Below are 20088 nucleotides of genomic sequence, written 5' to 3'. Positions count from 1 at the left end.
GGAACACGAGCATGACCGCACACGGCGTGGAAGCGCACAGCGTCGAAGCCTTGGCCGCCAGCATCCCGGATGGTGCCCTGGTGGCCCTGCCGCCGGACAATTCGCTGCCCTCCCTGGCCCTCGCCAAGGCGCTGATCCGCCGCGGGGCGCGGGGGCTGCGGCTGCTGGGCGTGCCTGTCTCCGGCTTCGCCACGGATCTCCTGGTGGGTGCCGGCTGCGTCGCCGAGATCCAGACCAGCGCCGTCAGCCTGGGCGAGGCCGGCTTCGCCCCCCGCTTCAGCGCCGCGCTGAAGGAAGGCCGCATCGTGATGCGCGATGCCACCTGCCCGGCCATCCACACCATGCTCCAGGCCGCCGAGAAGGGCGTGCCCTTCATGCCGCTGCGCGGGCTGATTGGCAGCGACATCCTGGCCCACCGGCCGGACTGGCGCGTGATCGACAACCCCTTCGCCGGCGGCGGGGACCCCATCGTCCTGCTGCCCGCCCTCTCGCCCGATGTCGCCCTTTTCCACGCCGTGATGGCGGACCGGGCGGGCAATGTCTGGGTCGGGCGGCGGCGGGAATGCGCCACCCTGGCCCATGCCGCGCGCCGCAGCCTCGTCACCGTCGAGCGCATCGTGGAGGGCAACCTGCTGGAGGATGAGCGCCTCGCCCCCGGCACCATCAGCGCCACCTATATCGAGGCGGTGGCGGTGGCGGCGCGGGGGGCCCACCCCATCGGCCTGCTCGACGAATATGGCGCCGATGCCGCCTATGTCGCCGCCTATGCCCGCGCCGCCCGCACGCGGGAGGGCTTCGACGCCTGGCTGGCCGAGCATGTCACGGGCGCCGCGGCTCCATCCCTTGCTCCGCTGGCGGAGGTTGCGCTGTGAGCATCCAGCCCGAGGAACGCCTGGCCGCCGCCCTGGCGCGGCTGATCCTGGACCCCGCCGCCCCGCCGGCCCGGCATATCGCCGTTGGCGCCGCATCGCCCATCCCCGCCGCCGCCTGCTGGCTGCTGCGCAAGCAGGGGCATCCCCTCCGCCTCTCCCTGCTGCACCGGCCGAGCGGCAACCCCTTCACCGAGGGCTCGCGCGAATTGTTCGACCTGACGGGGCAGGGGCGGATCGACCTCTTCTTCCTCGGTGGCGGGCAGATCGACGGGCAGGCCAATATCAACCTGATCGGCACCGGGGACTGGCCGGGGCAGGGGGTGCGCTTCCCCGGCAGCTTCGGCAGCGCCTTCATGTACATGATGACGCCGCGCACCATCCTCTTCCGCGAGGAGCACTCGCCCCGCGTGCTGGTGGAGCGCGTGGACCATATCTCGGCCCCCGGCCTCTCCGCCCCCGGCGTTTTCCGCCGCGGCACGGCCCAGGCGCTGCTGACGGGCCGGGGCCTCTTCCTGTTCGACCCGGCGCGGGCGCGCTTCACCCTGGCCAGCGCCCATCCGGGGGAGGATGCCGCCTCCCTCCGCGCCGCCACCGGCTTCGACTATGACGAACCCGCCAGCCTGCCCACCACCCCGGACCCGACGCCGGAGGAACTGGCCCTGCTGCGCGGCCCCGTCTGTGACGAGATGCTGGAAACCTATCCCGAATTCTGCGCCCGCGTCTTCGCGCGGCGCCACCAGGAGGAAAATGCCGCATGACTGATGCCCTGCCCCTCGCGGAGACGCCCCTCGCGGAAGGAACCGTCGCGGAAGGAACCGGGCTGGCCCGCTCGGCCGGGGCGCTGGCCGGGCTGAAGGTGATCGACCTCACCCGTGTCCTCGGCGGCCCCTACTGCACCATGATCCTCTCCGACCACGGCGCGGAGGTCATCAAGATCGAGCCGCCCCAGGGCGATGAGGTGCGCGAATGGGGCCCGCCCTTCCAGGGCGATGCCGCCAGCTACTTCATCGGCGTCAACCGCAACAAGAAGGCCATCGCCCTCGACCTCAGCAAGCCCGCCGGCCGCGCCGTGCTGCTGCGCCTGCTGGAGGGCGCCGATGTGCTGGTGGAGAACTTCAAGCCCGGCTCGATGGAGAAATGGGGCCTGGGCTACCAGGAGGTGCTGCGCCAGCAATTCCCGCGCCTGGTGCATTGCCGCGTCTCCGGCTTCGGCGCCACCGGGCCGCGCGGCGGGCTGCCGGGCTATGACGCCATCATCCAGGCCATGGTCGGGCTGATGTCCATCAACGGCACGCCGGAGACGGCGCCCGTCCGCATGGGCACGCCCATCGTCGACCTCGCCACCGGCCTCTATTCCGCCATCGGCATCCTGATGGCGTTGCAGGAGCGCGCGCGCTCCGGCCAGGGCCAGTATCTCGACATGACGCTGCATGACTGCGGCATGGCCCTGCTGCACCCCCAGGCCGCCAACTACCTGCTGAACGACCGCCGCCCCAAGGCCACGGGCAACCCGCACCCGAATATCTCGCCCTATTCCTCCTTCCGCACCCGCACCTGCGAGATCTTCGTGGCCTGCGGCAATGATCCGGCCTTCCGCAAGTTCTGCGCCTTCCTTGGCCTGGACGGGCTGCCGGAGGACCCCCGCTTCCGCACCAATGGCGACCGCGTGGTGAACCGCGATGCGCTGGCCGCCATCCTGGAGGAACGCCTCTCCAGCGAGGATGGCCACGACCTCTCGGACCGCCTGCTGGCCGCCGGCCTGCCCGCCGGGCCGGTGCTGAATGTGGACGAGGCCCTGGCCGCGCCCCACACCGCGCATCGCGAGATGGTCACCCAGCTTGGCGCGTTCCGCGCGCTGGGCACGCCGATCAAGCTCTCCCGCACCCCGGGCGGCACCCGCGCCGCGCCGCCCAGCTTCAACCAGCATGGCGATGAGGTGCTGGCGGCGCATGGTTTCTCGGAAGAGGAGATCGCGGCGCTGAAGGCGGAGAAGATTTTGATTGAAAAGAAGATTTAAAAGAATCTTCTTTTTCTGAAGAAAAAGAAGCAAAAAGACTTTTTTCAGTTTGGCGTCCCGCCTATGGCCTGAGGCGGGACGCTGGCTGGAAAAAGTTTTTTGGTTCTTTTTTCCTAAAAAAGAACGCTTCTTTTTACGCTGCCTGGATTCCCTTCAGGAAGCGGTCCACCTGGTTGCGGAGCGTCTCGCTGGTCGAGGCCACCTCGCCGGAGGCTTCGCGCACCTGGGCGGCGGAGCGGCCATTCACCTCGGCCGCGTTGCGCACCACCCCGACCTCGCGTGAGAGGCTGCCCGCCGCCTGGGCCGTGCCGGTGACATTGCGGGCGATTTCCTGCGTGGCCGCGCCCTGTTCCTCGACGGCGGCGGCGATGGCGGCAGAGGTCTGGTCGATTTCCGTCACCACCGCGGCGATGCTGCGGATGGCCTCCACCGCATGGCCGGTGGCGCCCTGGATGGCGGCGACCTGCTGGCTGATTTCCTCCGTGGCCTTGGCGGTCTGGCTGGCGAGGTTCTTCACCTCGGAGGCCACCACGGCGAAGCCCTTGCCGGCCTCGCCGGCGCGGGCCGCCTCGATGGTGGCGTTGAGGGCGAGAAGGTTGGTCTGCCCGGCGATATCGGCGATCAGGCGGACGACATCGCCGATCTTGTTGGCGGTATCGGCCAGTTCGCGCACGGTGCGGTCGGTGCGCTCCGTCTCGGTCACGGCGCGGCGGGCCACCTCGGCGGAGCGGCTGACCTGCCGGGTGATCTCGCCGATGGAGGAATTCAGTTCCTCCGTCGCGGCGGCGGCGGTCTGCGCGTTGCTGGAGGCGTTTTCCGTGGCGGCGGAGAGCGTGCCGGTCAGCCGCTGGGCCTTCTCCGCCTCGCCCGACATCACGCCGGAGGTCTCGCCCAGGCGCTGCGAGGCGCCACGCAGCGCGTCCAGGGCCTTCTGCGCCTCCTGGCCGAACTGGCCCACCAGCTGGTCCACCTTGCGGGCGCGGGCCTTGGTGGCCTCGTCGGCGCGGGCCTGCTCGGCGGCCATGCGCTCGCCCTCGCGCACCTTGTCGCGGAAGATCTCCAGCGCGCGGGCCATGGCGCCGATCTCGTCGGGGCGCTCCTTGTCCTCCACCCGGGCGTCGAGGTCGCCATGGGTCATCCGCTCCATCGCCCCCGTCAGGCGCCGCACCGGCAGGCTGATGGCGCGGACGAGGCTGACGCTCAGCCCGGCGACCAGCACGATGCCCAGGCCGATGGTGGCCAGGATCATCCAGAAGGCGGTGTTTGAGGTTTCATCGGAGAGGGACGCGGCCCGCTTCGACCCATCGACATTGAACTGGATCAGCTGCTCCAGCGCATCGGTATAGGCCCGGAAAGCCTGGCGATTGGGGCCATTGACGCGCTGGATGGCCTCGCTCACCTGCCTGGCGCGGCTGAGCGCGACCGTCTCCGGCAGGAGGCGCAGATAGGCGTCCAGGCTGCGCTGCGCCGCGCTGTAGAGGACGCGCTCCTGCTCGTTATACAGCATCGAGCCGTAACCGTTCATCACCTTGATGGCTTCGGCCCTGGTCTCCTCGATCTGCCGTTCGACCGCCGCGTGGTCCGCTTCCGTGGTCTGCAGCATGTGGCGCAGCACATGGCCGCGCAGGGTCAGGCCGGCCTCGCTGAGATCGCTGAGCTCCTTGATGCTGGGGAGCCAGTTCTCATTGATCTCCTGCGCCACCGAGCGCATGACCATGATGCGGTTGAGGGCGAAGGCGCCCAGCCCGACGAAGGCCAGCAGGATGGCCAGCAGGGAGGCGACAAGGCGGAGTTTGAGCGACATGCTGGCTCCTGCGGAGGCAAACAACGCCCGCAGTCTCCAGGCATCCGGTAAATGGAAGATGTGCTAGGTGGGGCTCGCGCGCAGCCGCTCCAGCAGCGCCTCCACCTCCGCCGCCGTGTGGCAGAGGCCGAAGCCGAAGCGCAGCCGGTTGCCGCGGTAATCGGTGACGATGCCCGCCGCCGCCAGCCGCGCCTGCCACGCGCCCGCCTGCTCCGTCTCGAAGGCCAGGAAGTTGCCGCGCGCCGGGCCGGGGTCGAAGCCGCCGCCGGCCAGCGGCACGCCCGCGAGCCCCTTGGCCAGCCCTGTTTCCGCCAGCCCTGTTTCCACCAGCCCGGCCAGGAACTGCGCCTGGAGCGCGCGGGCATGGGCGTGGATGGCCGCCGGGCTGGCGCCCTGCGCCGCCGCCCAGCCGAGCGACGCATCCAGCCGGAACAGGCCGGAGGGGTCGAAGGTGGCGCCCATGAAGCGCTGCCCGTCCGTGGCATAGGGCGTGCCGCCATCCGGCCGCGCCAGGGCGGAGAAGGCGGCATACCACCCCGTCAGCCGCGGCCGCGGCAGCCAGCCGGGCGGGCAGTGCAGGAAACAGCAGCCCTCGCCGCCCATCGCGTATTTGTAGCCGCCCGCCAGATAGAAGGCCCGCCCGGCGATGCGCGAGAGATCCACCGGGCGCGCCATGAAGGCGTGGTAGCCATCGATCACCAGCGGCGCCTCGCCGGCGGCCTCGGCCAGGGCCTCCAGCCCCTCCAGCACCGTGCCGGTCTGATAAAACACCTCGCTGGTCCAGATCAGGTCCCAGCCGCCGCCGCGCGCGGCCTCGATGAGGCGCGGCAGGCACTCCGCCGCCGGCAGGGTGGGGATGCGCGTGACCCGCACCAGCCCTTCCTCCTCCAGCCGGCCGATCTGGCGGGCGAAGGAATGGAATTCCCCATCCGTCGTCAGGATGCGCGGCGCGCGCCCCGCCGGCAGGGCGGAGAGGATGCGGGCGACGAATTCATGCGTGTTGGGGGCGAAGACCAGCGTGGCCGGGTCCGGCAGGCCGAGCAGGCCCGCGATGCGCTGGCGCAGCCGGGTGGAGAGCGCGCCCAGCACCTCCTCCCACTTCCCGTCGATTCGCCGCGCGGCGAGGTCCCAGGCCGCCAGATGCGCGGCGCGCGTCACATCCGGCCAGGGGTGGTGGCTGTGCGCGGCGAAATGCAGCCGGGCGGGATCGCTGCCGAGGAAGGCGGAGAAATGCGGGCGCAGGTCGAGCATGGCGGTATCCTGCGGCAGCGGCGCCAGCCGGTCCAGGGGGAACCGGTTCTCCCCTCCTGGTTCTCCCCTCCAGGTTCTCCCCTCCAGGTTCTCCCCCTGGCGCGCCCCCGCCCGGGCCGCGCTAGACTGCCGCCACCGCAACACCGGGGAGAGCAGGATGGTCGAGGGCGTCGAGACGGATTTCAGGCAGCGCATGTCCTATGGCGATTATCTCGGCCTGGACGCGCTGCTGAAGGCGCAGTCCCCGCTCTCGGGCGAGCATGACGAGATGCTGTTCATCGTCATCCACCAGGTGCAGGAACTGTGGATGAAGCTGATGAACCACGAGCTGGAACTGGCCGTGGCCCGGCTGCGCGCCGATGACCCCGGCCCGGCCTTCAAGGCGATGGCGCGCGTCGCCCGCATCCAGCGCCAGATGGTCGAGGCGTGGGACGTGCTGACCACCATGACCCCGGCGGATTACCTCGCCTTCCGCGGCAGCCTCGGCGCCGCCTCGGGCTTCCAGTCCTGGCAGTACCGGCTGCTGGAATTCCGCCTGGGCGCGAAGGACGCCTTCATGATGCGCCCCCACGCGCACCGGCCGGAGGTGATGGCCATCCTCCAGGCCGCCTACGAGGCGCCGAGCCTCTATGACGAGGCGCTGCGCCTGCTGGCCCGCCATGGCCTGCCGGTGCCGGAGGCCGTGCTCACGCGCGATGTGACGCAGCCGCATGCGGAACATGAAGCGGTGATCGCCGCCTGGGAGGCCGTCTACCGCGACAGCAGCCGCCACTTCGTCCTCTATGAGCTGGCCGAGGAACTGGTGGACCTGGAAGATGCCTTCCGCACCTGGCGCTTCAAGCACATGTCCACGGTGGAGCGCATCATCGGCCACCGCCAGGGCACCGGCGGCTCCGCCGGGGTGGGATACCTGAAGGCGGCGCTGGAGCGGAAATTTTTTCCTGAACTTTGGTCGGTGCGGACAAGGCTTTGAAAATCTTCTTTTTCTGAAGAAAAAGAAGCAAAAAGACTTTCTTTTAGTTTGGCGTCCCGCCTATGGCCTGAGGCGGGACGCCAACGGAAAGAAGTTTTTTGGTTCTTTTTTTTCTAAAAAAGAACCCTTTCTTGAAAAATTACCCCAGCGTTTCGGCCAGAAGCTGCGCCGTGCGGCCATTGGCGATGGTGGCGGCGCGGCCGTCCCAGGAATGGCCGCCCATGCGGGCGAAGGCGTGGTCCACCGCCGGATAGACATGCACCGCCGCGTGGGCATTGCCCTCCAGCCCGGCCTGGATCGCCTTGCGCGCCGCCTCGGGCACGAAGCGGTCCAGCTCGGCGATGTGCATCAGCAGCGGCCTGGCGATGCGCTCCCGGCCCTCCAGCAGGCCATCGATGCCGACGCCGTAGTAGGAGATGTTGCAATCCGCGTCCGAGTCGGTGGCCATCATGAAGGCGAGCCGCCCGCCGAGGCAGAAGCCCATGGTGCCGGCCTTGCCATTGCTGCCCGGCAGGGTGCGGGCCACGGCCAGGGTGGCCTTCAGGTCCTCGACGCCCTTCTGCTGGTCGAAGCCGTTCATCAGGGCGAAGGCGCGGTCCCATTCCGCCTTGCTGCCATCGGTCAGCTGCACGCCCGGTTCCTGCCGCCAGAAGAGATCCGGGCTGATGGCGATGAAGCCCATATCCGCCACCCAGTCGGACAGCGCGCGCATGGCGTGGTTCACGCCGAAGATTTCCTGGATCATCACCACCGCGCCGGCCGGGAGCGTCTTCGGCATGGCAAGGTAGGCGCTGAAGCTGCCGCTGCCGTCGCTCGCCTGGATCGTGATTTCGGGCATGTCGTTTCCTCATGCGGGGAGGGAAGGGGCGCAGGATAGACGGAACCACCACGGGCGGAAGCCCGGCGCCGCCCCGCCCGGCCGGGATGTGAAAAACCGGCTGTTTTTTTGCGCCGCGCCTGTTCACATCAGGGGCATGGACGTCTCCCGCATCATCCCCCTCGGCTCGCGCTGCCGGCTGACGCATAATCTCCGGGCGCATTTCGGCTTCACCACCGGATACCCGTTCGACTGGTACATCCTGCCGCTGCACGGGCTGCTGGCGATCCTGGAGGAAGGGCTGGAGGCCGGCGCCGTCTACCACCCCGACCTGCTGGTGGAGGAGCGTGACGAGGCGGGCCGCGTGCAGCATATCCGCAACGCGCGCTACGGCATCATCCACGAGCACGACTTCCCGAAGGACGCCACCCAGGGCGTGCTGCCCGGCTGGCGCGAGCATATCCCGCGCGCCGCCGCCCGCTTCGCCGCCCTGGCGCGGCGCCTGGCGGAGCGCCCGCCCGGCCCGCCGCCCCTCTTCGTGCGGGAGCGCCACGGGGCGGACCGCGCGCCGGAGCTGCTGCGCCTGCCGGCGCTGCTGGAGAAGCTCCAGCCCGGCGGCTTCGAACTGCTGCTGGTCAATTATCGCCCGGGGCAGCTGCCGGAGGGCATGGCCTCCCTCACCATCGAGGAGCGCCCGGGCTTCGGCTGGCGGGGCGATGGCGAGGCCTGGTCCGCCGCGCTGGCGGGGCGGGGCTATCGGCTGGCGGCATCTTGCGGGGGCGGAATGTGAGATTATCCTTCCCCCAGCCCTGACTGTAGAGAATGCCCATGCCCGTCTCCCGCCCCGATTTCCGCGAAGCCATGGCGCGCCTGGGCGCGGCGGTCAGCGTCATCACCAGCGATGGCCCGGCCGGCCGGGCGGGGCTGACGGCCAGCGCCGTCTGTTCCGTCACGGACGAGCCGGCGATGCTGCTGGTCTGCATCAACCGCACCAGCAGCCAGCATGCGGCGGTGAAGGCGAATGGGGTGCTCTGCGTCAATGTGCTCTCGGCGGCGCAGAGCGACATTTCCAACACCTTCGCCGGCATGACCGGTGCCGCCACGGCGGAGGAGCGTTTCCGCCACGGTTCCTGGTCGGTGCTGGAGACGGGCAGCCCGGCGCTGGAGGGCGCCGCCGTGTCGCTCGACTGCGAGATCGAGGATGTGCTGGAAAAGGGCACGCACAGCGTGTTCTTTGCCGCCATCCGCGCCATTCGCCTGGGGGAGAAGGGGCCGGGGCTGATCTGGTGGCAGCGCGACTACCACAAGCTGCCGCTGCCCGTGGCGTCGTAATTTTTTCCAGTCTGGCGCCCCACTCCAGGCCGGAGGCGGGACGCCAGACTGAAAAAGTCTTTTTGCTTCTTTTTCTTCAGAAAAAGAAGATGCTTTACTTTCTCTCTCTCCTAATCCGCCCGGATTCCTTTCTCCCGCACCACCTGCCCCCAGACTTCCATCTGCCGGTCCAGGAAGGCCTCGAATTCCTCGGGCGAGGAGAGCACGGCATCGATGCCGAGCGGCTGGGCCAGCCGCGCCAGGGCCTCGGGGGCGCGGAAGGCCTGCATCAGCGCGGCGTGGAAGCGGGTGAGGATGGGGCGCGGCGTCTGGGCGGGGGCCAGGGCGCCCCACCAGGCCAGGGCATCCACGCCGGGCAGGCCGGCCTCCGCCACCGTTGGCAGATCAGGGAACAGCACGGAGCGGCTGGCGCCAGTCTGCGCCAGGGGCCGCAGCGTCTGCCCCACCTGCCCGCCCAGCCCGGCATTGGTGGCCATGGGCAGGTCCACCTCTCCGGCGGCGGCGGCGGCGCTCAGCGGGCCACCGCCGCGATAGGGCACATGGGTGACGCGGAAGCCGCCCTGTTCCTGCATCAGCGTCATGGTCAGGTGGGCGAGGCTGCCATTGCCGATGCTGCCATAGGTGATGCTCTCCGGCTTCGCCCGTGCCGCCGCCAGCACCGCCGGCAGGTCCCGCCAGGGGCGGGAGCGGTGGGTGGTGATCAGCATGGGGGCGGTGCCGATCAGCATGACGCCGGCGAGGTCGCGCCGCGTGTCGAAGCCCAGATTGGGGATCAGGGCCGGGTTCACCGCATGGGTGTCGAACACGAAGAGGAAGGTCTGCCCATCCGGCGCGGCGCGGGCGGCGGCGGCGGTGCCGATGGAGCCGCTGGCGCCGCCGCGGTTGTCGATCACCACCGGCACGCCGAGCGCCGCCTGCAGGCCTGGCTGGGCGAGGCGGGCCAGCGTGTCCACGCTGCCGCCTGGCGGGAAGGGCACGATCAGCCGCACCGGCCCGTTGGGCCAGGCAGGCTGGGCGCGCAGCGCGGGGGCAGCCAAGGGCATGGCCAAGGGCGCGGCCAGCAGCAGGCGGCGAGACAAAAGCCTCATGGGCACTCCTCCCTGGAAGGGGCCCGCTCTTGCCGGCGGGCCTTGCCCCCCAGCCAAGCCTTTCCCCCGCCCCCCTGGCAAGGGCAAACCCGCCCGGAGGCGCAACAAGGTGCCGGGGATTTCGTCGATTCCCCTTTCAAAAATAAACACTTAAGAAACCTCTCTTCCTCCCTGTCCCCACGGCTTCCCCTTCCTTATCCCCAGCTTCATCCACGGAAACTGGGGATAGATCGGGGTTATCCCCGGCGGCGGGGGAGGAGGGCGGAGATTCCGGGCGGTGGCGCTTCCGGCAGGGGTGGCTTTCGGGCTATGCGCGGCCGATGCAGAGTTATGATGCGCTGATCCTGGGCGCCGGCGCCGCCGGGCTGATGTGTGCGATCCGGGCCGGGCAGCGGGGCCGGCGGGTGCTGGTGCTGGACCATGCGCCCCAGGCGGGGTCGAAGATCCTCATTTCCGGTGGCGGGCGGTGCAACTTCACCAACCGCGAGACGGTGCCGGAGCGGTATTTCTCGGCCAACCCGCATTTCTGCAAATCCGCCCTCTCGCGCTACCGCCCGGCGGATTTCCTGGCGCTGGTGGAGAAGCACGGCATCGCCTGGCACGAGAAGACGCTGGGGCAACTGTTCTGCGACGGCTCGGCGCGGCAGATCGTGGCCATGCTGCTGGCCGAATGCGCCGCGGTGGGGGCGGAGATCCGGCTGGCGCACCGCATCACCGGCGTCTCGCGCGCCGATGCCTTCCGGGTGGAGACGGACAGGGGCGTCTTCACCGCGCCCGCGCTGGTGCTGGCCACGGGCGGCCTGTCCATCCCGAAGATGGGGGCGACGGGGCTTTCCCTCGACCTCGCGCGGCGCTTCGGCCTGCCCCTGACGGAGACGCGCCCGGCGCTGGTGCCGCTGACTTTCGCCGGGGAGGAGCTGGCGATGATGCGGGAGCTGTCGGGCGTGGCGCTGCCGGCGGTGGCGCGGCTCGGGCGGCACCGCTTCCCGGAGGCGGTGCTGTTCACGCATCGCGGCCTGTCTGGCCCGGCGATCCTGCAGATTTCCTCGGCGTGGCGGGAGGGCGCGGCGATCACGCTGGACCTGCTGCCGGGGCAGGATGCGGTGGCGGCGCTGCTGGCGGCGAAGCAGGCGCGGCCGAAGGCGGGCCCGCGCAGCGTGCTGGCCGAGTGGCTGCCGCAGCGGCTGGCGCAGGCCCTGGCCGCCGCCTGGCTGCCGGAGCGCATCATGGCCGAGCAGACGGACAAGGCCCTGCGCCAGGCTGGCGCGCGTCTCGGCCAGTGGAGCCTGACGCCGGCGGGCAGCGAGGGCTATGCCAAGGCGGAGGTGATGCTGGGGGGCGTGGACACGGCCGCGCTCTCTTCCCGCAGCATGGCGGCGCGCGAGGTTCCCGGACTGCACGTGATCGGCGAGGCGGTGGACGTCACCGGCTGGCTGGGCGGCTATAATTTCCAATGGGCCTGGGCGAGCGGCTGGAGTGCCGGCGAGTCGGTCTAGCCATGGCGGCCCGGGGTGGGGCGCGCCGCGGGGCCAGGTGTGGGGCGGCGCTGGAGGGGGCAGGCCCGGGGGCGGTGGCGGCCAGCCCGGCGCCGCGCCGGGGCACCGGTTAAGCAAAGGCGGAATCCTCGCTATTTTTTGATCTGCCTTGCCGCTGCCTGCCCTCCGCTCAATTTTCTTCCCTTTCCGGCCAGTTGCATCGCCCTTCTCTTTTTCATCACGGGCGGAGGGGCGGCGGCGGGGTGCCCGCCCCGCTTTTTTATTGCGATGCAATAATCAACTGAAGGATGCTGCGCCGCACCGGGTGCCGCGGCCCCTCCCGTGCATCCGGGGGAGTGGCGCCCGGCGCCATTCCGTCCCCTCCTCCAGCGGCAGGATGACGCGGATGCTCGACAAGACCATCGTCAATGAGTTCTCGCATGTGCGCCCCGGTGACACGCCCTGGAAGGGCCAGGGGCTGCGGGATTTCTTCCTCTACCGCGACCTGGGCGTGGCCCAGGCGACGGGGGGGCGGGTGATCGCGCATCTGGTGCGCGCCAACAGCGCGCCGGAGAAGGGCACGGGCTGGCACACGCACAGCGCGGAATTCCACATCGTGCTGATGCTGAAGGGCTGGGCCCGCTTCATGTACGAGGACAAGGAAACCCTGGTGGCCGCCGGCGACTGCGTGCACCAGCGGCCGGGCATCCGGCACTTCCTCTTCGACTACTCGCCGGACATGGAATATCTGGAGGTGGTGGGCCCGGCCGATTTCGGCACGCATGACGCGGAAGGCCCGGCCCCCGTGCCATCCCCCACCCCCTGGCCTGTGCCGGCCGCCAGCGGCTGAGGCCCGGCGCGATGCCACAGGCCCAGGCCAGAGAGGCCCATGCCCGAGAGGCCAGTGCCGGAGAGGGTTTGGCGCGCCGCCACCCGGGGCTCCCCGCGGGGCCCCGGGCGCGGGGCGGCGTGGTGTCAGAACTCGACCTCGAGTTCCTCGATGGCCTCGGGCTCGCGCTCGGCCTCGCCCATCCAGTCGGCGACGTCGGGCCAGGCCAGGAGGTGGTCCTGGTAGGCCCCGGCGGCGCCCGGCAGGCGGACATCATAGGTGAGGAAGCGGCTGGCGACGGGGGCGAACATGGCATCGGCGATGCCCGGCCGCTCCCCGAACAGCCAGGGCCCGCCGTAATTCTCCAGGCATTCCTCCCAGATGGAGCGCAGGTGGTCGATATCCGCCTGTGGCCCGGACCAGACGCGGAAGCCCGGGCGGCGGGCGCGGATGTTCAGCGGCAGCGAGGCGCGCAGCGCCGAGAAGCCGCCATGCATCTCGCCGGAGATGGAGCGGCAATGGGCGCGGGCCAGCGGCGCCGCGGGCAGCATCCCCGCGCCGGGGTGCTGCTCGTTGAGGTGCTCGGCGATGGCCAGCGTGTCCCACAGCCGGATGTCGCCCTGCACCAGGCAAGGCAGGCGGATGGTGGAGCTGCGCGAGAGCAGTTCGGCCCGCACCCGCGGGTCCTCCGCCGAGGCGGTCTGCACGGCGAATCGGATCCCGGCCAGGCGGCAGAGCAGAAAGCCCCGCATGGACCAGGAGGAGTAGTTGTAGCTGCTGATGAGAAGCCGGGAGTCACTCATGGCACACCCCTGCGCGATGACGATGCAACCTTATGCGCGGCACGCGCTTGACGGAATGGTCATAACTGGCCCGTCAAGATGCAGGCTCGCAGCGAAGGTACCTTTGCGTTACCGTTCGCTGGGGCGGCGGCAAGAAGCCGGCCACACTTGGTCATGGCTTTGCGCGGAAGAGGCTCCGGCGGAATGATGTACCAGATCTATCAGGCCCAGCAGGACCTGATGACGCCCATCCGGCAGTTCGCGCGGGGAACAGGCGCCTTATTGCGCCAGTTCGACACCGGACGACCGGAAACCTATGGCCTGCGGCAGCTCACAGCCGCGCTCGAGCTGCTGGGCAGCACGGCCATCACCCATGAACGGCCCTCCTTCGGGTTCCGCACCGTCCAGGTCGGCAACCGGGCGGTCGCGGTGGAGGAAGAACCCGTCTTCTCCACCCCTTTTGGCACGCTATTACATTTCCGCAAGGAAATTGATATCCCGCAGCCACGAATCCTCGTGGTCGCGCCGATGTCCGGCCATTTCGCCACCCTGCTGCGCGGCACGGTGCAGGTGCTGCTGCCGGACAATGACGTCTATATCACCGACTGGACCAATGCGCGGGACGTGCCGCTTTCGGCCGGGCGCTTCGGCTTCGACGAGTTCGTCGACCACGTCATCCGCTTCCAGGAGGAAATCGGGCCCGGTGGGCATATCCTGGCCGTCTGCCAGCCGGCGGTTCCGGTGCTCGCCGCCGTCTCGCTGATGGCGGAGGACCGCAACCCGGCCACGCCGCGCAGCATGACGCTGATGGCCGGCCCCATCGATACCCGCATCAGCCCGACCAAGGTGAATGAACTGGCGCAGTCCAAGCCCATCGCCTGGTTCGAGCAGCACCTGATCGACACCGTGCCCTGGCGGCTGCGGGGTGGCGGGCGGCGCGTCTATCCGGGCGCCCTCCAGCTCACCGCCTTCATGTCGATGAACATGAACCGCCATGTGAACGCCCATGTGGAGCAGTTCCGCAACCTGGTCGGTGGCGACTCGGAGCTGGCGGATGCGCATCGCCGCTTCTACGACGAATATCTGGCGGTGATGGACCTGCCGGCGGAATTCTACCTGGAGACCGTCCGCCGCGTCTTCCAGGAGCACCACCTGCCGATGGGCAAGCTGACCCACCGCAACCGGCCGGTGCGGCCCGAGGCCATCCGCCGCACCCGCCTCCTCACCGTGGAAGGCGAGCGCGACGATATCTGTGGCATCGGCCAGACTTCCGCCGCCCTCGACCTCTGCCGCAGCATCCCGCACACCATGAAGCGCAACCATCTGCAGATCGGTGCCGGGCATTATGGTGTGTTCAGCGGGCGGCGCTGGGCCAATGAGGTCTATCCGCTGGTGCGCGAGATCATCGCGGAAGCAGGCTAAGAGCATTTTTTCAGTTTGGCGTCCCGCTTCAGGCCTGAGGCGGGACGCTGACTGAAAAAAGTTTTTTGGTTCTTTTTTTCAAAAAAGAACCCTCACCAGACTCCCTGAATCCGCGCCAGCGCCAGGGCCGCCAGGGTGGGCGCATCCTGCAGGGTGCCATTCCGTGCCATGGCTTCCACCTCGGCCAGGGTGAAGCTGCGGCAGACCATATCCTGTTCGGTGGCCTCGCGGGCATGGGCGTGCTGCTCCAGCCCGGTGGCGAGGAAGACATGGCCCTTCTGGTTGCAGTAGCCTGCGCCCTGGAAGATGGTGCCGAGCCGCTCCAGCCGTGCCGCCACCAGCCCGGTTTCCTCCCGCAGTTCGGCGGCGGCGAGGTGCAGCGGGTCGGTTTCGGGCGCCTGTTCCCAGGTGCCCATGGGCAGTTCCCATTGCCGGGCGCGGATGGGGTAGCGGTACTGCTCCACCAGGGTCAGCCGGCCATCCTGCCAGGGCAGCAGCACGACGAAATCGCTCCGCTCCACCACGCCATAGAGTCCTTCCGCGCCATCGGGGCGGCGGATGATGTCTTCCCGCACCCGCAGCCAGCGATTGGCGTAGGCGATGCGGCTGCTCAGCGTGGTGATCTCGTCGGCCATGCGGCGTCTCCGGCGCGGGTTGCGGTTTCCTCCTGCCGCAGACAGGGCCCAACGCCAATGGCTGTTTCCCCTTGCGACAGATCAAGGCCAGCCGTGGGCGGTGCGCCTAGCGTCGCGGCCAGCCAGACGGGCAAAAGGGGAAGACGCCATGACGCAGCTCAAGGACATCCTGGTTCACCTGGACGGGACGGAGGCTTCGGCCCTGCGGCTGCGCCTCGCGGCGGGGCTGGCGCGGCGGCATGGCGCGCATCTGGCGGGGCTGTTCGTCATTGATGTCGCCTGGCCGGTTTTCGCCGGGGAGGGGGCGAGCGCCAATGCCGTCTCCACCGTGCTGGGCCGGATGCGCGACGAGGCGCAGGAGCGGGCCCGCGAGGTTGAGGCGCTGTTCCGCGAGACCCTGCGGCGTGAGGCGGTCGAAGGCGAATGGCGCCTGGGCGAGGGTGAGACGGCCTCGCTGGTGGCGCTGCATGCGCGCTACGCGGATCTGGTGGTGCTCGGGCAGACGCAGCCGGGCGGCCCACCCCTGGCCTCGGCGGTGCTGGAGGAGGTCCTCTTCACCTCCGGCCGCCCGCTTCTGGTGGTGCCTTATGCCGGCCGCTTCAACAGCCTGGGCGAGCGGGTGCTGATCGGCTGGAATGCCAGCCGCGAGGCCGCGCGGGCGGTGAATGATGCGCTGCCGCTGATCGCCGCGGCTTCCACCACCACGGTGCTCGCCATCAACCCGCGGCGGGGGGAGGGGGGCCATGGCGCGGAGCCGGGCGCCGATATCGCCCTGCATCTGGCGCGGCATGGCCTGAAGGTGGAGGTGGAGAATATCGTGGCCGCCGGCATCAGCGAGGCCGACACCCTGCTGAACCGCGCCGCCGAGCTGGGGGCGGACCTGATGATCCTGGGCGGCTATGGCCATAGCCGGCTGCGGGAGATGGTGCTGGGCGGCGTCACCCGCAGCCTGTTGCAGAGCATGACGGTTCCCATCCTGCTCTCGCACTGATTTTTCCCAGCCTGATTTTTCCCAGTCTGATTTTTTCCAGTGTGGCGTCCCGACTTCGAGGGGCGAGACGCCACACTGAAAAAGTCTTTTTGCTTCTTTTTCTTCAGAAAAAGAAGGCTTTCCTCACGCCACCCGCAGCCCCGAGAGGAAGCCGTCGATCTGCCGCCGCAGCTGATCGGCGGTGCGGTTGAGTGTCGCGGAGGCCTCGCGGACGCGGCGCGCGGCCTGGCCGGCCTGCTGCACGCCGGCGCTGAGTTCGACGGCGTGGCTGTTGACCTCGCGGGTGCCGGAGGCGGCGTCGCTGACGGCGCGGCCGATTTCCTGTGTGGCGGCGGCCTGTTCCTCGGCGGCGGCGGCGATCTGCCCGGTGATGTTGTTCATGCTGCTGATGGTGCCGCCGATCTCGCGGATGGCGCGCACCGCCTGCTGGGTTTCGCCCTGCATGCCGAGGATCTGGGCGTTGATCTGCTCGGTGGCCTGGGCGGTCTGGTTGGCCAGCGCCTTCACCTCGGAGGCGACGACGGCGAAGCCCTTGCCGGCCTCGCCGGCGCGGGCGGCCTCGATGGTGGCGTTGAGCGCCAGCAGGTTGGTCTGGCTGGCGATGTCGCTGATCAGGCGGACGACCTCGCCGATGCGGTTGGCGGCCTCGGCGAGGCTGCCCACGGTGGTGTCGGTGGCCTCGGCATTGTCGGCGGCCTGGCGGGCGATGCGGGCGCTTTCGGCAAGCTGGCGGGCGACCTCGGCGACGGAGGCGGCCATCTGCTCGGTGGAGGCGGCGACGGACTGGACATGGGCATTGGCCTGCTGCGAGGCCGTGGCGAGGACCTTGGCGCGCTGGGTGCCGTTGTCGGTGGTGGTCTGCATTTCCTCGGCCATGCGGTCGAGGGTGAGGGCGGCCTGCCCGACCTCGCGCAGTGGCGCGCTGGTCTCGTGCTCGAAGGCGCGGACCATTTTTTCCAGTTGGGCGGCGCGGCGGATGCGGGCTTCCTGCTCGGCGGCGGCCTCGGCGGCGAGGCGGTCCTGCTCCAGCGCGGCGCGGCGGAAGCTTTCGAGGGCGGCGGCCATGCTGCCCACCTCGTCGCGGCGCTCGGCGCCGGGCACGGGGCTGTCCTTGTCGCCGGAGGCCAGGGCGCGCATGCGGGCGGTGATCCGCCCGATGGGCCCGGTGACGCCGGCGACCATCAGCCAGAGGGCGAAGGCGGTGGCCAGCAGGGTGCCGCCGCCGGCGGCCAGCAGGGCGCGCCAGTAGGTGGAATCCATCTGATTGGTGGTGGCGCGGGCGGTGGCGTCGAGCTCGTCCAGCGTCTTCTCGACGATGGTGCGGAGCTGGCGGCGGAACTGGTTGGTGGGCGGGTCGAAGCGCCCGGCGAAGGCCTGCCGCGCGCCTTCGAGGTTGCCCGCCCGCATCAGGCGGCGCACTTCATCGGCGGCCTCCTGGGTCTGGCGGCGATTCTCGGCGAAGCCGTTGAAATCCGCGGCCATGCGGGGCAGGAGGCTGAGGGCGAGGTCGAGCCGCTCATTCATCTCGCGGATGGCCGTGTCGATGGCCGCATGGGCCTCGTTGGCCATGGCCGGAGACTCGGCGGTGACCAGCCGCAGGAGCTGGCGGCTGATCTCGGTCAGGCTGGTGTTGGCGCGCACGATCTGCACCGTGGCCTTGGTCTCGCCCGCCAGCAGGGCGCTGTAGCGGTCATCCGCTTCCGCGAGGTGGCCTGTCGTGTAGAGCGCGGTCCCGATGGCGGTCAGGGCCATGAGGACCATCACCAGCAGGATTTTCCGGACGATCGGCAGATTGCCGAGGAGCTTTGCCATGGCGTGCAGCTCTTCTGATTAGGGTACGGGAGGGTGGGGGGGATGCCGCCTTCAGGCGGCGCGCAGGCCGGAGAGGAAGCCGTCGATCTGTTGCCGAAGCTGGCCCGTGGTGCGGTTGAGCGTCGCGGAGGCCTCGCGGACGCGGCGCGCGGCCTGGCCTGCCTGCTGCACGCCGGCGCTGAGTTCGACGGCGTGGCTGTTGACCTCGCGGGTGCCGGAGGCGGCGTCGCTGACGGCGCGGCCGATTTCCTGTGTGGCGGCGGCCTGCTCCTCGGCGGCGGCGGCGATCTGCCCGGTGATGTTGTTCATGCTGCTGATGGTGCCGCCGATCTCGCGGATGGCGCGCACCGCCTGCTGGGTTTCGCCCTGCATGCCGAGGATCTGGGCGTTGATCTGCTCGGTGGCCTGGGCGGTCTGGTTGGCCAGCGCCTTCACCTCGGAGGCGACGACGGCGAAGCCCTTGCCGGCCTCGCCGGCGCGGGCGGCCTCGATGGTGGCGTTGAGCGCCAGCAGGTTGGTCTGGCTGGCGATGTCGCTGATCAGGCGGACGACCTCGCCGATGCGGTTGGCGGCCTCGGCGAGGCTGCCCACGGTGGTGTCGGTGGCCTCGGCATTGTCGGCCGCCTGGCGGGCGATGCGGGCGCTTTCGGCGAGCTGGCGGGCGACCTCGGCGACGGAGGCGGCCATCTGCTCGGTGGAGGCGGCGACGGACTGGACATGCGCATTGGCCTGCTGCGAGGCCGTGGCGAGGACCTTGGCGCGCTGGGTGCCGTTGTCGGTGGTGGTCTGCATTTCCTCGGCCATGCGGTCGAGGGTGAGGGCGGCCTGCCCGACCTCGCGCAGTGGCGCGCTGGTCTCGTGCTCGAAGGCGCGGACCATTTTTTCCAGTTGGGCGGCGCGGCGGATGCGGGCTTCCTGCTCGGCGGTGGCCTCGGCGGCGAGGCGGTCCTGCTCCAGCGCGGCGCGGCGGAAGCTTTCGAGGGCGGCGGCCATGCTGCCCACTTCGTCGCGGCGCTCGGCGCCGGGCACGGGGCTGTCCTTGTCGCCGGCGGCCAGGGCGCGCATGCGGGTGGTGATCCGCCCGATGGGCCGCGCCACCCCCGCCGCCATCAGCCAGAGGGCGAAGGCGGTGGCCAGCAGGGTGCCGCCCGCGGCGGTCAGGAGCGCCTGCCAGTAGGTGTCGCGCGTGGTGCCGGTGAGCTGCGCGGCGGCGCTGTCCATCTCTTTCTGTGTCTGCTCGAAGACGGCGCGGATTTGCAGCCGCATTTCCAGCGACAGGGCGTCGTATTGCTGCACCAGGAGGCGGCGCGCGGCCTCGCCCTGGCCGGAGAAGGCGAGGCGCTCGGCCTCGGCGATGACCGGGCGGGCCCGCGCCTCGGTGGCGCGGAAGGCGGCGAGGCGCGTGGCCTGCGGCCCCAGCATGGTTTCGCTGAGGGCGAGGCGCTCGGCCATTTCGCGGCGGGCGGCATCCAGCTCGCGGCGCATGGCGGCGGGGTCGCCCAGCCCCTCGGCCGCGACGGCGCGCCAGAGCAGGCGGGCATAGTTCTGCAGGGTGGTGTTGAGCCGCGCCATCATCACCGCGGCGCGGGAATCGCTTTCCAGCAGCGCGTTGTAGCGCTCATTGGTCTCCCACAGGACGCCGGTGGTGTGCCAGGCGGTGCCGAGGGCCATGCTGGCCATCAGCCCCGTCACCAGCAGGATCTTGTGGGCCAGGGGCCACTGCGTCAGCGGGCTGTGGGGGATCCGCAGGCTGGGCATCGCGGTGGTTTTCTCCGGCGGCGGGCGGGTAGGCGCCGGAGACATTCACGGGGACGCGGTTAACCAAACCTCACCAGGAGGTGGCCCGCGACGGATGCCTGATCATAAGAAAGAGAGGATGGTGCCCAGAGCCGGAATCGAACCAGCGACACTGCGATTTTCAGTCGCATGCTCTACCAACTGAGCTATCTGGGCCCATGCTTGGTGGCCCTTGCGGACCGCCATCGGTT

Annotated in this window: 18 protein-coding genes and 1 tRNA gene; 10 read left to right on the top strand and 9 right to left on the bottom strand. The window is 69.9% G+C overall.

Translation table 11 applies throughout. From position 1 onward, the window contains the following. Positions 1–11 precede the first annotated feature (11 nt). From NON00_RS07795 to NON00_RS07785, 3 genes are read left to right on the top strand one after another with little or no spacing between them, the layout of a single operon-like run. Positions 12–872, top strand: a complete 861-nt coding sequence (locus tag NON00_RS07795; protein WP_256019371.1) for a CoA transferase subunit A — start codon at positions 12–14, stop codon at positions 870–872. Next, positions 869–1630, top strand: coding sequence for a CoA synthetase (locus tag NON00_RS07790; RefSeq protein ID WP_256019368.1), 762 nt, complete (start codon positions 869–871; stop codon positions 1628–1630). The genes NON00_RS07795 and NON00_RS07790 overlap by 4 nt, the downstream gene beginning before the upstream one ends. Beyond that, entirely contained in the window at positions 1627–2889 is a 1263-nt protein-coding gene (locus tag NON00_RS07785; RefSeq protein WP_256019366.1) for a CaiB/BaiF CoA-transferase family protein, read from the top strand. Before NON00_RS07790 ends, NON00_RS07785 begins: the two co-directional genes overlap by 4 nt. Before the next feature lie 133 nt (positions 2890–3022). Here NON00_RS07785 and NON00_RS07780 read toward each other — a convergent pair whose 3' ends face one another. Then, positions 3023–4693: a methyl-accepting chemotaxis protein gene (locus NON00_RS07780; RefSeq protein WP_256019363.1), complete on the bottom strand. Its 1671-nt coding sequence runs from the start codon at positions 4691–4693 to the stop codon at positions 3023–3025. A 63-nt stretch (positions 4694–4756) separates the two neighbouring features. After that, a complete protein-coding gene (locus tag NON00_RS07775; RefSeq protein ID WP_256019361.1) occupies positions 4757–5944 on the bottom strand; it encodes an aminotransferase class V-fold PLP-dependent enzyme in 1188 nt (395 codons plus the stop codon). A gap of 157 nt (positions 5945–6101) precedes the next feature. Here NON00_RS07775 and kynA point away from each other — a divergent pair, with 157 nt between their 5' ends. Next, complete coding sequence (gene kynA, locus NON00_RS07770; RefSeq protein WP_256019359.1) at positions 6102–6917, top strand: tryptophan 2,3-dioxygenase; 816 nt, start codon at positions 6102–6104, stop codon at positions 6915–6917. A 139-nt stretch (positions 6918–7056) separates the two neighbouring features. Here the strand turns inward: kynA and NON00_RS07765 are convergent, their stop codons facing one another. Continuing rightward, positions 7057–7755, bottom strand: coding sequence for a dienelactone hydrolase family protein (locus NON00_RS07765; protein WP_256019356.1), 699 nt, complete (start codon positions 7753–7755; stop codon positions 7057–7059). A gap of 136 nt (positions 7756–7891) precedes the next feature. Between NON00_RS07765 and NON00_RS07760 the strand changes: the two genes are divergently transcribed. Both NON00_RS07760 and NON00_RS07755 read left to right on the top strand, forming a co-directional pair. After that, entirely contained in the window at positions 7892–8524 is a 633-nt protein-coding gene (locus tag NON00_RS07760; RefSeq protein ID WP_256019354.1) for a papain-like cysteine peptidase, read from the top strand. Positions 8525–8562: 38 nt separating this feature from the next. Further along, complete coding sequence (locus NON00_RS07755) at positions 8563–9066, top strand: flavin reductase (RefSeq protein ID WP_370688689.1); 504 nt, start codon at positions 8563–8565, stop codon at positions 9064–9066. Between the two features lie 110 nt (positions 9067–9176). On the opposite strand, the gene NON00_RS07750 is transcribed toward NON00_RS07755, so the two are convergent. Next, positions 9177–10154: a tripartite tricarboxylate transporter substrate-binding protein gene (locus tag NON00_RS07750; RefSeq protein WP_256019349.1), complete on the bottom strand. Its 978-nt coding sequence runs from the start codon at positions 10152–10154 to the stop codon at positions 9177–9179. A 320-nt stretch (positions 10155–10474) separates the two neighbouring features. Here NON00_RS07750 and NON00_RS07745 point away from each other — a divergent pair, with 320 nt between their 5' ends. Together NON00_RS07745 and NON00_RS07740 are read left to right on the top strand one after the other, a co-directional pair. Next, on the top strand, positions 10475–11650 hold the full coding sequence (locus tag NON00_RS07745; RefSeq protein WP_256019346.1) for an NAD(P)/FAD-dependent oxidoreductase: 1176 nt from the start codon (positions 10475–10477) through the stop codon (positions 11648–11650). Between the two features lie 385 nt (positions 11651–12035). Then, positions 12036–12479, top strand: a complete 444-nt coding sequence (locus NON00_RS07740; protein ID WP_256019344.1) for a cupin domain-containing protein — start codon at positions 12036–12038, stop codon at positions 12477–12479. 125 nt (positions 12480–12604) lie between these two features. Here the strand turns inward: NON00_RS07740 and NON00_RS07735 are convergent, their stop codons facing one another. Beyond that, positions 12605–13261 carry a glutathione S-transferase gene (locus tag NON00_RS07735; protein WP_256019341.1) on the bottom strand — a complete coding sequence of 219 codons (657 nt, stop codon included), beginning with the start codon at positions 13259–13261 and terminating at the stop codon, positions 12605–12607. A 183-nt stretch (positions 13262–13444) separates the two neighbouring features. Here NON00_RS07735 and NON00_RS07730 point away from each other — a divergent pair, with 183 nt between their 5' ends. Beyond that, complete coding sequence (locus tag NON00_RS07730) at positions 13445–14662, top strand: polyhydroxyalkanoate depolymerase (RefSeq protein ID WP_256019339.1); 1218 nt, start codon at positions 13445–13447, stop codon at positions 14660–14662. A gap of 92 nt (positions 14663–14754) precedes the next feature. Here the strand turns inward: NON00_RS07730 and NON00_RS07725 are convergent, their stop codons facing one another. Then, a complete protein-coding gene (locus NON00_RS07725) occupies positions 14755–15297 on the bottom strand; it encodes an NUDIX hydrolase (protein ID WP_256019336.1) in 543 nt (180 codons plus the stop codon). 148 nt (positions 15298–15445) lie between these two features. Here NON00_RS07725 and NON00_RS07720 point away from each other — a divergent pair, with 148 nt between their 5' ends. Then, positions 15446–16288 carry a universal stress protein gene (locus NON00_RS07720; protein WP_256019334.1) on the top strand — a complete coding sequence of 281 codons (843 nt, stop codon included), beginning with the start codon at positions 15446–15448 and terminating at the stop codon, positions 16286–16288. 123 nt (positions 16289–16411) lie between these two features. Here NON00_RS07720 and NON00_RS07715 read toward each other — a convergent pair whose 3' ends face one another. The 3 genes from NON00_RS07715 to NON00_RS07705 form a co-directional block, all read right to left on the bottom strand. Continuing rightward, complete coding sequence (locus NON00_RS07715) at positions 16412–18100, bottom strand: methyl-accepting chemotaxis protein (protein ID WP_256019332.1); 1689 nt, start codon at positions 18098–18100, stop codon at positions 16412–16414. Between the two features lie 51 nt (positions 18101–18151). Further along, complete coding sequence (locus NON00_RS07710) at positions 18152–19858, bottom strand: methyl-accepting chemotaxis protein (protein WP_256019328.1); 1707 nt, start codon at positions 19856–19858, stop codon at positions 18152–18154. Between the two features lie 119 nt (positions 19859–19977). After that, positions 19978–20053, bottom strand: a tRNA-Phe gene (locus NON00_RS07705). Positions 20054–20088: the final 35 nt, after the last annotated feature.

This window comes from Roseomonas sp. GC11 (assembly GCF_024437745.1).
In the GTDB taxonomy this organism is placed as follows: Bacteria; Pseudomonadota; Alphaproteobacteria; order Acetobacterales; family Acetobacteraceae; genus Pseudoroseomonas.
The sequence above is the reverse complement of the archived record's forward strand: the minus strand, read 5'-3'. Positions and strand labels throughout refer to the sequence as shown.